At 34.7% G+C, this 13,795-nt stretch carries 13 protein-coding genes and 1 pseudogene; 6 read left to right on the top strand and 8 right to left on the bottom strand.

The genetic code is table 11. From position 1 onward, the window contains the following. Positions 1-190: 190 nt before the first annotated feature. From OPR24_RS02355 to OPR24_RS02345, 3 genes and pseudogenes are all read left to right on the top strand, one after another. Positions 191-1,202 (top strand): annotated as a pseudogene (locus tag OPR24_RS02355) (IS630 family transposase). A 76-nt stretch (positions 1,203-1,278) separates the two neighbouring features. Further along, positions 1,279-1,851, top strand: coding sequence for a hypothetical protein (locus OPR24_RS02350; protein ID WP_265033738.1), 573 nt, complete (start codon positions 1,279-1,281; stop codon positions 1,849-1,851). Positions 1,852-1,907: 56 nt separating this feature from the next. Then, positions 1,908-2,417: a DNA-3-methyladenine glycosylase gene (locus tag OPR24_RS02345; RefSeq protein ID WP_265033737.1), complete on the top strand. Its 510-nt coding sequence runs from the start codon at positions 1,908-1,910 to the stop codon at positions 2,415-2,417. Positions 2,418-2,436: 19 nt separating this feature from the next. Here OPR24_RS02345 and purF read toward each other — a convergent pair whose 3' ends face one another. Genes purF through OPR24_RS02330 form a run of 3 tightly spaced genes read right to left on the bottom strand, consistent with a single transcriptional unit; the run spans position 2,437 to position 6,463 of the window. Continuing rightward, a complete protein-coding gene (gene purF / locus OPR24_RS02340; RefSeq protein WP_265033736.1) occupies positions 2,437-3,822 on the bottom strand; it encodes an amidophosphoribosyltransferase in 1,386 nt (461 codons plus the stop codon). Between the two features lie 25 nt (positions 3,823-3,847). Beyond that, the gene (gene rodA, locus OPR24_RS02335) at positions 3,848-4,951 is read right to left on the bottom strand and encodes a rod shape-determining protein RodA (RefSeq protein ID WP_320157128.1); all 1,104 of its coding nucleotides are present in this window, start codon (positions 4,949-4,951) and stop codon (positions 3,848-3,850) included. Positions 4,952-4,996: 45 nt separating this feature from the next. Further along, positions 4,997-6,463, bottom strand: coding sequence for a proton-conducting transporter transmembrane domain-containing protein (locus OPR24_RS02330; RefSeq protein ID WP_320157127.1), 1,467 nt, complete (start codon positions 6,461-6,463; stop codon positions 4,997-4,999). 64 nt (positions 6,464-6,527) lie between these two features. On the opposite strand from OPR24_RS02330, the gene OPR24_RS02325 reads away from it, so the two are divergent. The 3 genes from OPR24_RS02325 (at position 6,528) to virB9 (ending at position 8,273) form a co-directional block, all read left to right on the top strand. Continuing rightward, entirely contained in the window at positions 6,528-6,842 is a 315-nt protein-coding gene (locus OPR24_RS02325; protein ID WP_265033734.1) for an NADH-ubiquinone oxidoreductase subunit NDUFA12 family protein, read from the top strand. Positions 6,843-6,844: 2 nt separating this feature from the next. Further along, positions 6,845-7,300, top strand: coding sequence for an outer membrane lipid asymmetry maintenance protein MlaD (gene mlaD / locus OPR24_RS02320; RefSeq protein ID WP_182184055.1), 456 nt, complete (start codon positions 6,845-6,847; stop codon positions 7,298-7,300). Positions 7,301-7,487: 187 nt separating this feature from the next. Beyond that, complete coding sequence (virB9, locus tag OPR24_RS02315; protein ID WP_265033733.1) at positions 7,488-8,273, top strand: P-type conjugative transfer protein VirB9; 786 nt, start codon at positions 7,488-7,490, stop codon at positions 8,271-8,273. Between the two features lie 14 nt (positions 8,274-8,287). Here the strand turns inward: virB9 and OPR24_RS02310 are convergent, their stop codons facing one another. From OPR24_RS02310 to OPR24_RS02290, 5 genes are all read right to left on the bottom strand, one after another. After that, positions 8,288-8,884 carry a ribonuclease HII gene (locus tag OPR24_RS02310; RefSeq protein WP_010082329.1) on the bottom strand — a complete coding sequence of 199 codons (597 nt, stop codon included), beginning with the start codon at positions 8,882-8,884 and terminating at the stop codon, positions 8,288-8,290. Between the two features lie 6 nt (positions 8,885-8,890). Then, positions 8,891-9,871 carry a phospho-N-acetylmuramoyl-pentapeptide-transferase gene (gene mraY / locus OPR24_RS02305; protein WP_265033732.1) on the bottom strand — a complete coding sequence of 327 codons (981 nt, stop codon included), beginning with the start codon at positions 9,869-9,871 and terminating at the stop codon, positions 8,891-8,893. A 123-nt stretch (positions 9,872-9,994) separates the two neighbouring features. Further along, entirely contained in the window at positions 9,995-11,317 is a 1,323-nt protein-coding gene (locus OPR24_RS02300; protein WP_265033731.1) for a hypothetical protein, read from the bottom strand. 4 nt (positions 11,318-11,321) lie between these two features. Next, positions 11,322-13,241, bottom strand: a complete 1,920-nt coding sequence (locus OPR24_RS02295; protein ID WP_265033730.1) for a collagen-like domain-containing protein — start codon at positions 13,239-13,241, stop codon at positions 11,322-11,324. 81 nt (positions 13,242-13,322) lie between these two features. Further along, positions 13,323-13,673 carry a hypothetical protein gene (locus tag OPR24_RS02290; RefSeq protein ID WP_265033729.1) on the bottom strand — a complete coding sequence of 117 codons (351 nt, stop codon included), beginning with the start codon at positions 13,671-13,673 and terminating at the stop codon, positions 13,323-13,325. Positions 13,674-13,795: the final 122 nt, after the last annotated feature.

The following is a 13,795-nucleotide window of genomic DNA, read 5'->3' as shown; positions in this document are numbered from 1 at the left end:
AATACCACTTCTGTGGTATTATAGTAGTATGGTACATTATTTCCTACTGTTAATTCCATACTTTGCTCCATTGATAACACTTTTATCTATAGTAGTATATTGTAGTCATACCAATTCCCACTATACAAAGAACGGATAGACAATAATGGAAAAAAAGCCATACTAAAGTAAGTGAAGTAGCGAGGTATAAATGGCATTAAGATCAAAATTATTGGATGAAAAAGTAGTAGAATCAGCAAAAGAAATGCTGAAGAAAGTAAGGAACAATGCATATGTTTCAAAAAAACTAAATGCTGTAATTGCGGCAAAAAAGCATAGTATAACGGCTGTAGCAAAAATATATTGAATTTCAAGAAGCGCACTAACTTCGTGGATAAAACTCTTGAAATTTGGCAGAGAAGAAAAACTGTTTGCTCCTCCATCACGCCGTAGAAAAACTAAATTAAATCAGGATCAACTACAGCAAATTGAAGCATGTATAGAAGAAAATCCTAATATTACCATTAAAGAAATGAGAATAAGAATCCAGGAAAAGTTCGGATTAAATATCAGCAAATCTACAGTACACCGCCATATGCAAAAGATGAAATTTTCATATATTACACCAAGACCAGTACACAACGTACAAGATAAAAGTAAACAAGAGGAATTCAAAAAAAAATCTCAATGAAGTTATTGGCAAGTATCCAGAAAAAGAGCTATTTTTCTTTGATGAATCAAGGTTTGGCACACATTCGAAAGTTGGGCATGGATGGTTTAAAAAAGGCACTAGGACTCGGGTTAAAATAAAATTAGGTAGGCATAATTTTTATCTCTACAGTGCAGTTAATCCTAAAAATGGAGAGAGTTTTAGCTTATTTGCACTAAATGTTAACACTGATTGCATGAATGTATTTCTTGAGCAAATGTCGCAATATCTAGGGACAAGAGAAGCTGTTCTTGTTATGGACTGTGCTAGTTGGCATAAGTCAAAAAATTTAAAGGTAGCTAAAAATATTGAGATTATATACCTACCTCCATATTCACCTGAACTCAATCCTGTTGAGAGGCTTTGGTTATACATAAAACAGAACATTTTGCGCAATAAAATATACGATACAATTGCTCTGCTTTAGGGTGCTTTGTGCAAATTTATTACTTCTCTTGCCAGCTCCACAATTAAACAACTCTGCAATTTCTCCTATTTGACTGACCAACAATGAGAATTGGTATAAGTATCACGGCAAAGAGATTGTAGGCAAAATTGCTGACCAAATTAAATCAGAGATATCTGAAGGTATGAAAAATAATACTATAGGGTCCATAATGATAAAAGAAGGCAAAAGGGAAGGGAATGTTGTTTACCCTTCCGTGAGAGTTGTGTTGAATGTTAGTAAAGAAGGAGTAGATATAGCTAAACTTCTGAGTGGTAATATATGTAAAAAGTACAATGTAAAAACAATTACATTTTGTCATTCTAATCAGAAAAAAAAGAGAGGGGCATGTTGCTATATTAATGATAAAGGGGAAAGAGTTTATGAAATAATTAGTGGATTATATGAAATGACTTTAAAGTGGTATGTTGATGGAAAAGAACGTAAAATTAAAATTAATATTGACGATAAGAATGGTGTAAAGCTCCTTGAAAGCAAAGGTGTTACTGAAGAACAGTTACGTGCAAACAAAGAAGTAAAAGTAGGCAAGAGACGTGAACCAAAGTCTTTACATGAAGCATTAGCATCACAATTGCCACAAACACAATTACAACAAAGCTCTGAAGAAGTAAAATTTTTGGAGCAGCTTTCAACAAATGTAGAAGACTTGAGCGGCGCATCACAAAAGCATCAAGTTTCTGCTGCTCAAAATAGATAAAATAGTGAAAGTTCAGTATAAGTTGCTTGCATTTGTAAGTAACTTATACTTTTACAATGAGCAATGTAATACTACCAAGAAATTTCTACGAACGGCCGACCTTAACTGTAGCTGGAGAGTTATTAGGAAAAGTCCTCAAATTTTCTAACTTTAGTGGAATAATAACCGAAGTTGAAGCCTATATAGGAATGAATGACCCAGCTTGTCACGCGGCAAGAGGCTATACTAACCGAACCTCAGTAATGTTTGGTATGCCGGGGTTTTCATACGTGTATTTTATATATGGAATGTATTACTGTTTAAATATTGTAACAGAAGCAGAAGGGTTCCCAGCAGCAGTGTTAATACGGGGATTAAAGCTCATTGAACCGCTTGAGGCAAATTTAGGTGGGCCAGGAATATTGTGCAAAAGATTAAACATTACAAAAGAACATAATGAGCAAGACCTTACTATAAGCCACAAATTTTGTGTTTATGAATCTCACCTCAAACCAGATTATATTTGCACTCCGAGAATCGGAATTAGTAAAGGCCAAGAGAAATTTTGGCGGTTTAAGATTTTCTAAACTTAAGATCTTGCGTAGACTATTTGCCAATCGGATAATCACCAGTGAAACAAGCATCGCAATATTGTGGTGTAGCATTGTTACGTACCTCTCCTTTAACAGCCTGATATAGTCCATCAATACTCAAGAAGGCTAGGCTATCTACTCCTATAACTTCCTTAATTTCCTCTACAGATTTATTTGCAGCAATTAAATCTTTGCACTCTGGCGTATCTATCCCATAAAAACAAGAATGCTTAATTGGTGGGCTTGAAATTTTGAGGTGAATCTCTTTTACTCCTGCATCCTTTAGCATAACTATTATATTTGTTAACGTACTACCACGCACTATACTATCATCTATTAAAATTATGTTTTTACCTTTCAAAGTGTGCTTATTAGCATTGAATTTTAATTTTATTCTAACTTTACGTACTTCAGCGGTTGGTTGTATAAAAGTTCTTCCTATGTAATGATTACGAATTATCCCCAGTTCCATAGGTAATCCTGAATGCTTTGCATATCCAATAGCTGCAGGTATTCCAGAATCAGGTATTGGTACAACCATATTTACATTGTTTTTTGGTGGGCTCTCTTCTGCAAGTATTCTTCCTATTTCTTTTCTTATATCATATATGGACCTGTTCTCCATTATGCTGTCTGGTCTCGAAAAGTAAACGTATTCAAAAATACAAAAACTTGATTTTTGCTGTGGGAAAGGAAACATTGAGGCTAGCTTACTATCCGAACTGATGGTAACTAATTCGCCTGGTTCTATTTCTCTAACAAACTCTGCATTTATTATATCAAGAGCACAAGTTTCAGATGCAAGAACGTAAGAACCGTTTAACTTTCCTAAAACAAGAGGCCTGATTCCAGATGGATCACGTACTCCAATAACTACTTCTTGATTGATTGCCACAAAAGAATAAGCACCTTGTATTTGCTTTAATGCATATATAAAACTCTCTAAAAAGCTATCTTTTTCACCGCTTGCTGTCAGATGCACTACTACTTCTGTATCAATATCTGACTGAAAAACGCACTCTTGTTTAATTAATTGTTCGCGTATCGGAGAAATATTAATTAAATTACCATTATGTGCTATGGCAAAATCCCCAAATTTGCCACTTTTGCCAAACATGGGTTGCACTCCAAATTTACTACCACTTGTTGAGTAACGAACATGACCTATTGCACAATCTCCAGGTAAGGATTTCTTTATTTCATCTATATCATCAAATACGCTGCTCACTTGACCTTGAAAGTGATAAGAGTGCAGCTTATCGTTGTTACTGGTTACTACGCCAAAAGACTCTTGACCTCTATGCTGCAAAGCATGGAGAGCAAGTATAGAGTTAAAAGCAGCACTTTGGTTGCAACTTATGCCAAATACCCCACACTCCTCACGCATTTCATCTAGCATAAAAACTATTAAGTAAAGTTTAATTTTACTTTAGCATAGGTAAAATACAAGCATTTTGTTGTTCATCTGCTTTTATTGCCAGCAATAATCCTATGCATATCAAGCTTGCAGCAGTTGTACTTCCTCCATAGGAAAGAAATGGCAGTGGATCGCCTATCACAGGCAAGAGGCCTATTGACATTCCAATGTTTATAAAAAAATGAGCGCCAAAAAAAGCAAAAATCCCGATAGATACTAACTTAGAAAAATAATTTTTCGACCTATAAGCGATAGAGAAAATTATGCCAAGTAATGAGGTATAAAGCAAAATTAAAGCCATGCTACCTAAAAAGCCCCACTCCTCACTCAGCACTGCAAAAGCAAAATCCGTACGTTTCTCCGGCAAAAATCCAAGTTGAGTTTGACTTCCGTTAACAAAGCCCTTACCAAGCAAACCTCCTGAACCAATAGCTATCTGAGATTGCTGCGCATTATAACCTATTCCAAGTGGATCCACTGATGAATCCAAAAACGACAATATCCTTTGCTTGTGATAAGGACGTAAAAAAGGCCAAATAGCCGGTACTGCAAAAATGCCAAGCGTCCCACAAATTACTAAATGAGCTCTTTTTATTACTGCTGTGAATATAATTGATGCTCCTATAAACAACATTATCACAGCTGTGCCTAAATTAGGTTGCTTTAACACCAAGAATACAGGCAAGAAAATAATTATTACCGCCTTAAGCAATCTTTTAAATTCCATCATTTTATACACACTTTGCTTATCAAAATAACGAGCAAGCGCAAGTATTAAGCCTACTTTTGCAAATTCTGATGGTTGCAAACTAATTGACCCAATTCTTATCCACCTCGTCGCACCCATTATGTGCGAGCCAAAAAAATTTACTGCTAATAGCGAAATCGCTGCTGCTATATAAAAAAAGTAGGCGTGCTTCAAATAAAAATCTAGCTCTATGAATGACATAGCTATAGCGAGTAGGAAAAAGAAGGAAAATATGACTATTTGGTGAATTGCAAATGGTACCCACTTTCCTCCAGCAGAAGAGTATTGAACAGCAATGCCAACGCAAAACAGCACTATCACGTTAATGACTAATAACCAATGAGTCTTCTTCAGCCTATCCACACTTATAACCTTAAAGTATAGTAAAATATGAAACAAAGATAAAAATCAAAAAACCAACTTCTCAACTACTAACCGAATTGGAGTGCTATATATTCCAGTTACTATTGTTAAAGCTGCCATAAACAATAGACAGAAAAGCATAGGAAATGGCACATCATTAATTTTGTCCGGTGTCATTCCAGCGCTTGATGCTGCACTATTTTCAAAATACATTTTCTCTACCATCTTCCACATGTATATTAGTGCAAGAAAAGAACCGGCAGCAAAAGCTATCAGGGAAATCCACGCGCGAGATTCTATAACTGCTTTCATTATATACCATTTGCTTACAAAGCCATTTGTTAGCGGCACACCGACTAATGCTAAACTAAGTAGAGTAAACGCAAGTGCTGTATAAGGCATTGATTTCTTGAGTCCCGATAAATTCTCTATTTTTGTTGTATCAAATTTGTAAGAAATACATCCTGCAGCCATGAATAAAGATGTTTTTATTATGCTGTGGTTTACTATGTGAAGAATTGCTGCAAATACACCTGTTTTTGAGTTAAAACTCAGTGCTAAAATTATATAACCAATTTGGCTGACACTAGAATTAGCAAGCAGTCTTCTTATATCTTTTGCAGTTATTGCAGATATTGACCCAAATATAACAGCGCAAAGTGCTAGGATAATTATCACGTTGCTTAGTGATGGTTTAAATAAGAAGAAATTCTGATGGAAAACAGTATAGAAGATCCTAATGAAAACATATATCATCACTTTTGTCACTGTGCCTGAAAAGAATATGCTAATGAAACTTGGCGCCTCACTATATGCATTAATCAGCCACCTGCTTAATGGAAACAGTGCCATTTTAATTGAGAGACCAACAAAAATGAACAATGTGCCAAGTTTTATGATGTTGTTATCGTATAATGGAACTATTCTTTCAGCCATGTCAGACATATTGAGCGTTCCTGTCATGGAGTACAAAAGCCCAACACCAAACAAGTAAAACGTTGCCCCTATAGTGCCACTAATTAGATATTCAAATGCTGCAACCAAGGCTTTTTTATCCCTTCCCATTGAAACTAATACATAAGAAGAAAGAGATGAAATTTCCAAAAAAACATAAAGATTGAATATGTCGTTTGTTACTAGAATCCCGAGCAGTCCGCTTAAGCACAGTAGAAATAGAGAGTAAAAACCAGTGATTTTGTTTTTGCTAATTTCTTTTTCGTTAATATAAAAGCTATAAAGCACGCTAATCAGCGCTATAAAATTCACCAAAGTTAGAATCAAGGAGTTTAACACGTCGATTCTTAACTCTATTCCATGCGGAGGAGCCCAATTTCCAAGGTGATAAGTTATAATCTCGCCTCTATATGTTTTTATGAGTAGTATTGATGAAATGATAAGAGTGATTGTTGTTGCAATAAAAGAAATAAACCAAGATACCTTGTGTTTCTTGGTAAGAAAGCAAAACATTGATGCAATTATTGATATAATAACTTGTAAAATTGGTAATTGCATTAAATTGTTGTTAATATATCGTTAAAGTATTAGTATATATAATACTTTTTGTTTTAATACTCTTATGTTATCTAAAATTTGTAACGCAATAAAACGCCTATTACGAAGAGAAGATAAATTTGCAGGAAGAGATGAAAATGGAAATTCTTACTATGAATCAAGTAAAGGGAAAAGGTGGATTATGTATAGCAGTGTTTCTGAGCCTACAACAGTGCCTCCGGAATGGCATATATGGCTTCACTATACTGATAATGTAGTACCAGTTAATAATAAAAAAAGAAAAGTAAAACATACTCCTAATTTAACGGGTACAAAAGATGCATACTATCCAAACCAAAAAGTGAAAAATTACTATAAAAGCTGGAGTCCTGATAACTAAAGATGCGAAGGTCAAATATACTTGAAATAACCGCTGGATTATTTGTATTAGTTTTCACTATTTTTCTGATTTTCTTTGCTATTGATAAGCTATCTTACATAAAGAAAAACTATAAGGATTGCTATAAAATATATGGTCTTTTTGCTAACGCTAACGGTATAGGAGTTGGTGATAGTGTCAAGATCTCTGGTGTGGACGTTGGAAGCATAACTGGTGTGTCACTTGACAAAGCTACCTACATAGCACGAATCGATATGTGCGTAAGCCGAGATATAAAGTTGCCAGTTGATAGCTCAGCTCTGATCACTAGCAGTGGAGTTGTTGGCAGTAAATTTGTTAATATATCACCTGGATCAGATATTAAACTAATCTTGCACGGTGGTAAAATAGAGTATACTCAAGCTGAAGCAAATATGGGTGGAATAATGGACAGAATTCTTGGTATGTTTACGAAGTGAAAATGGCAGGATTCCAAGTATATCCGTTCAGGTGAAGCCTCCTGTAGTTCTAAAGTATTTAAGGAGTTTGCCTTATTTCTTGCCTTTTCTACCCCTTGCTAACCTATAATTGGGGTTTATAGTACAGCTTAACAGTTGCAGTGCATGTCTATCAATGATAAAATGAAGATTAATTTATTTTGATATTATGATTGGTTTACTGTTTGCCGTACTGTTGTTTTTTTGTGGTAGTGATGCACTTGCAAAACAGGAGCCACGTTCAATAGCTGGAGATAATCACATAAAGGTAATAAATTATAACCCACAAGCTATACATAAGTATACGGGTTTTTATGGTTATCAATCCAGCATATTGTTTGAACCAGGGGAGGTAATACAAAACCTTTCAATGGGTGATTCAACTGGTTGGCAACTCCTTCCTCAAGGTAACAGATTGTTTATTAAGCCTATAGATGATATTGCCGATACTAACGCAACTATAATTACCAATAAAAGAGTTTATTACTTTGAACTTCATGCTGAAGAAGCAACTGGACTAGATGATCCAAAATTAGCATATGAAGTAAGGTTTCTTTATCCATTATTTAGCAGTGATGAGATTTACACAACAAATAACGGCGATATCTTCGAACAAGCTAGTCATACCATTATTCCTGATATAAACGACATTGAAGTTGTAAAGAAGGGCTTAAATTTTAATTATTCCATCTCGCATGTTAAAGGCAGTCAGTCAATAATACCAATTAAGGTTTTTGATGACGGAAAATTTACATATTTACAATTCAATAAAACAAACTCTGATTTCCCGGCAGTTTTTATGGTTGATTCTGCAGGGTATGAGTCTTTAGTAAACTTCCGTACAGCTGACAACTACCTGATAATCGAAAGGGTGAGTTCAGTGTTTACCTTAAGGAATGGATCAAGTACAGTTTGCCTATTTAATGAAAACATGCCTTTCAAAAAAGGTAAGTGATTACTATCTAAAGGCTATAATGCCCGAGATATGGGTGCAAAGTTTTTTCTATGATGTTCTGTAATTCCATAAAGGCCAATAGCGTTAAGGTGCTCTTTTGTCCCATATCCTTTATTTTTATACCAATTATATTCAGGATGCTTATTGTGCAATTCTTGCATAAGCCGATCTCTCGTAACTTTTGCAACGATTGAAGCTGCTGCAATTGATGTACTTAAATTATCACCATTTACTATGGATTTCACTTGCCATTTCACTTCAGGTGGTTGATTACCATCAACTAGCACATAATCTAATTCTAGGTCCAGGTCTATCAACGCACGTTTCATTGAAAGTTTTGTTGCTTGCAAGATATTGTATGAATTTATTTCTTCTACGCTTGCCATTCCTATACCAAATTTTGCAACGGATGTTATTTTTTCATATAGGACTTGCCTACATTGAGGAGTCAACTTTTTCGAGTCGTTGATTCCATCAATAATTGTATTTCTATCAATAAACACTACGGCTGCGGATATTACTGGACCAGCTAGCGGACCTCTTCCAACTTCATCCACTCCTGCTATCACTCCTGATAATTTATTTTCTAATGTAAAGTCTGGGTATTTCATAGGTTTTTATAATAAGAAAGTTATAGTAAAAACTGAACAGATAATAGAAATTATCCAAAATTTCATAACGATTACATTTTCTGACCATCCCTTCTTCTCAAAGTGATGATGTATTGGTGCCATAAGAAAAACTCTTTTTCCTTCTCCATATTTAAACTTTGTATATTTAAAATATGATATCTGAATAATCACAGATAGAGTCTCTATTACAAAGATTATTCCAATAACGGCAAAAAGCATTTCTCTTTTAATTAGGACACTAGTTAACCCTAAAGCTGCGCCTACCGACAAGCTACCAACATCACCCATAAATATTTTTGCTGGATGTGTGTTAAACCACAAGAAACTTAAAATAGCTCCTATAAATGCAATGCAGAATAAAGTAATATTCATATCTGCTTGAGTTATATATGCAATTAGCCCCAAAAAAGCAAAGGAAGTGATGACTTGAGTTGCAGCAAGGCCATCCAAACCATCTGTGAGATTCACAGCATTAGCAGAGCCGACAATTACAAATGCAGCGAATGGAACATATAGATAGCCAAAGTCGATTATTACTCCTTTAAATAGGGACATTTTTGTAAAACCTTCAGCAGAGTATAGCTTAAGTATAGACATACTAACCAGAGTTACAATAAACTGAATAAGTATTTTGGTTTTTGCACTTAAACCTCGATAGTGATTTGTCTTCAATTTTAAATAATCATCAATAAATCCAAGTAGAGCAAAAAATAGAGTTATCAATATCAGCAGCAAGATTTCTGGTGTTAACTGAGCCCAGAGTAAAATTGGTAATAAAGAAGAAATCAGTATTATTATTCCGCCCATAGGTGGTACATTCTTTTTTGTTATTAAATGACTTTCTGGTCCACATGATCTAATTGGTTGCCCATCTTTACTTATTTTTTTTAGAAGCTTTATAAAATAGGGAAAAAGAATAAATCCAAAAACAAATGAGGTAAAAAATACTTTTGTAGCTAAGATCATCTGCTTACTTAAATTGACTAAGTATCATACCACCTATAGCTAATAAAGCCAACTTCTGTCATCCTATAGCCTGACCATATTATTCCTTTTTCACTTCATTCTTTCCTAATTTGGTGCGTATAATTACAATAACTCTGGAATAGTATGAAGAGTTATATTGTCATCTTCTGCAAAACAAAATTCGCTATTTGCATCTGTCCATGTATACATTTCTTTTAGATTAATCTCAGAAGAATCATAAACACCATACTCTGCTTTTGTATGGTAATCATAATACTGAAACTTACCCTCTTTATTGAAAGAGCCAAATTCATCAATTAATGTAGCCATTTTCCTACCTTTTTTACCACTTATGAATTCGAACACGGCAACTGAATAGTGACCTGGAGAGCCTGGTTCAGGAGATTCTTCTGTAATAAAAAACGATGGTCGATGACTAAATAATTCCCAAAGATTTGGATTACATTCTTTTTTCGCACAATTTAAACTGATGAATTTATATTCATCTGAAACGTTCGAATACTGGGGATCGTATTTTTTGTATTCAAAGAATTCATTACCTAAAAAATTACAAAACGTTAATTTATAATCATCATTATTAAATTTAATAACTTTTAAATAGTGAAAATCTCTTGGGATAACTACCTTCTCTTGTGTAACATAATTACGCATGACCAATTGATCATTGAGCATGTAGTAACCTATTTTTGGTAAAGTAGCTATAAGCTTACCATTTAAGACAATATCTGCTTCATAGATATCAGGCGGTAATTCTTTCCCTTTTTGCAAAGTGAATTTCTGCTTTTCGTTGTTAGTCTCGGTTAAATTGCCTATTATTGTTGATACATCACTTATTGTTAATACATCACATTCATCTTTTGTATATTGATACTTATAGCAGCTGCCATCTTCACACACTGGAAGACACTTTCCATTTTTGTCTGATATATAGATATTGTCATCTTTTATTGTAAAATAAAGTCCACCATTTTCTCCTTTGATCTTCTGTAGTACTGGATCATTTTCATCATTAAAATTGATGAAGCTTAGCATTCCATTTAACTCAGTTCCATCGTCATTACTAATTATAAAATCAATAGCGAAATTTTCACTACCTTTTATGTTCTTGCGTGAAATTAATGCTTCTTCTCCTAATTGAAGCCGTTTTATAATATTCTCCTGATTTTCACCTATGATAGCTTCTTGTTCTATAACAAAGTTTCCTCCATTTAGTTTCAGAGCTGAGTCTTCTGTACATAAAACTATTTCATCACCCTGCCTCTGTAACTTTACATCACTAATAGTATCACCCGACTCAGCCGTACCAATGTGTGAATGGATAGTATACTTGTTGTTATTAATCTCTAACCTGTAATATGCAGTAGGAAGTTTAATCAGCTTCTTATAGAGCGGATCTTTATTATCTATTCTAAATGTATTTCCCATACTATTACCTTAAACAATTAACAGCCTTCAGATCAATCGTCTTGAAACTACTTGGAGGAGTGATATCGCTCATAAAACTCCTTGGCTGCTCCTTATCTGGTGCTGTTTTCTCAATATTAACAAACCCCCTTTGTTGCTCATTGTTTTCTAATGTTCTTTCCATACGATCTTTGAAAGTAGCCAAAAATCTATCAGTTTGTTTGTAATTTGGACATGATTTTTTTGCAGATAAATATAAGAGTTTTAACAGCTCGTTACGACTTTCATCATTAAATAATGACCTATCTAGAATGGTTGACTGTAGTTTTACTGGATTAAAATTTAAGCTTTTTTTTGGTATGCCGCAGTTTGAAGCTGTTTCTTCTGATACTTTTTCAAATTTTATAGCAATATCTGCTGCATCTATTATTTTTGCCACTTGATTAAGCTCTTGTGTTTTATTCTCTATTTTATATTCATCTTGTTTTACAAAAGGATAAAAGAAATTTATTACTTGAGATATAAATGAAGTTGGTCTACCTACTCCACTTGTCACTGGATTGTTTAAATTTTTAGTTTCCCTCTTCTTTCTACGTGTAGTACAGATTTGGTCTGCAGGGTTTGTCTTACAAAATATATCTCTTGCTTTACTGTAGAATTCCTTTGTGTCTTGATGCAAAGCCTCTGTGTCTCGTTGCAATTGCACTACTTTATTCTTAAAAGTTTCAGCTCTTTTTGTTAAATTCACTGTTTTATCGTGTAGTTTTGTAACATTACCTTCAGCGTCTTGAGCTTCTTTGGCAGATTTTTCAGAAGCGGTTTTAGCTACCTCTGCTGCTTTTTGAGCATTCTGGATTTCAATTTTTGTTTGATTCATCTTTCGCAAAAACTGATCAGCCTCTGCAGCACCTACCCCATCTTCTCCCTTTGAGCCTTTAGGACCAGGCGCTCCTGTGTTGCCTTTAGGACCTACTCGACCTTGAGCACCTTTTTCTCCTTGCGTGCCATTAAAGCCTTGTAGACCTGGCAATCCATCCATTCCTGGTGCTCCAATTTCACCTCTATCTCCCTTGAGACCAAGATCACCTTTTTCTCCAGACACACCTGGAGCACCATCTACTCCTTGAGGGCCTACTGGACCTGAATCTCCTTTATCACCTTTTGGACCTACTCGACCTTGAGCACCCTTGTCACCTTTCTCTCCAGGCAACCCGTTTAGACCTGGATGACCTTGATCCCCTTTAGGACCTGGCTTTCCTGTTAGTTCTGAGACTGCATAAAACCCGCCTTCTTGGCCCTTTTCTCCTTTTTCTCCAGGTATGCCTGGCAGCCCATCAAGACCACGTGGTCCTAGTTTGCCTCTTTGACCTGGCAAACCTCTTGGCCCAGGAGGTCCAGGCATTGCTACCACTGACTCCATACGTAGCTGTAGATTCTCAATTTTCTTTTCTAAATCTTTAATTTTTTTATGATTCATGCTAACCTCCAGACCATGTAAATAGTAGTAATAAGGGTGTGAGGAATGACTTGGTGAGTCATCCTCATAGTCATCATAGTAATCTAAGTGAAGATGCTCGTCTTGTTCAAAGCTCTCAGGTGTCAGAGCATAAAATCTCGCACATTTACCATATTCACTTAATATACATCCAACATAATTGTCGTTATTTAATCTTTTTATTCTAAAGCGGGGGTTAGTTCTCTTAAGCCCAGTGTCAGACTCATCTGTTACAACAGTAGCATTTCTAGAGGATAACAGCAGCTTTTCATCATTAAAACTAGCAGCAATATTGTTCAATATTCCTATAGAATTATTAGAGGGATTATATATTTTGACACTCTTGTAATTGTGCGATATTAAAAAATTTTCTCCAGCGCTTATTCTAAGCCTTTTATCAGGTGAACTTTCAAGTTCTTTTAAAATAAGATTTATGTCTTCACTACTCATTATATCTTTTGGATCTATCAGGACCTTACTCTTTATTAACGGTACAAGGTTGATTGAACATTCCTCAGTATAAGAGTAAATTTACTCCTGATCCCGATATTCTATGAAATTGCTAGGTATGGAATCGAAAGTAGCAATTTTTACAGTGTTTGGATCATGGTAATAGAAGTGATAATATTGACCTGAATCATTAACCAAAGCTAGCTTATAATCACCTCCTGCTTTTTCTAGTTTTAATTGTAGTCCTTGAGATAAATTGGTTAGTACGCTGTTCATCGGATTGTGTCTAAAGTTAGATATGACAAAATGATCCTTATCGAAAACGTAAGATGTGAAAGGTAAGTTAATTCTTTCTTCGTTATTTATTTTGACAGCTACGAGCTTACTTCTACCATCACAAGCAGTATCTCCTGGTTCTAAATTAAAACGCACTTTTGCCTCCTTTGCGGTCTATACTTTAAATGTAGTTAGTTTACAAACACTAATTATTGATTAATAATGGTGATATGTAAATATAGTTATAAAATAATTGTTACACTTGAATTTCTTCCTGG

Origin of the sequence: Wolbachia endosymbiont (group A) of Sicus ferrugineus (assembly GCF_947251515.1) — a bacterium.
Classification (GTDB): Bacteria; Pseudomonadota; Alphaproteobacteria; order Rickettsiales; family Anaplasmataceae; genus Wolbachia.
Note: the sequence above shows the minus strand (reverse complement) of the source record. Positions and strands in the feature narration are given on the sequence as shown.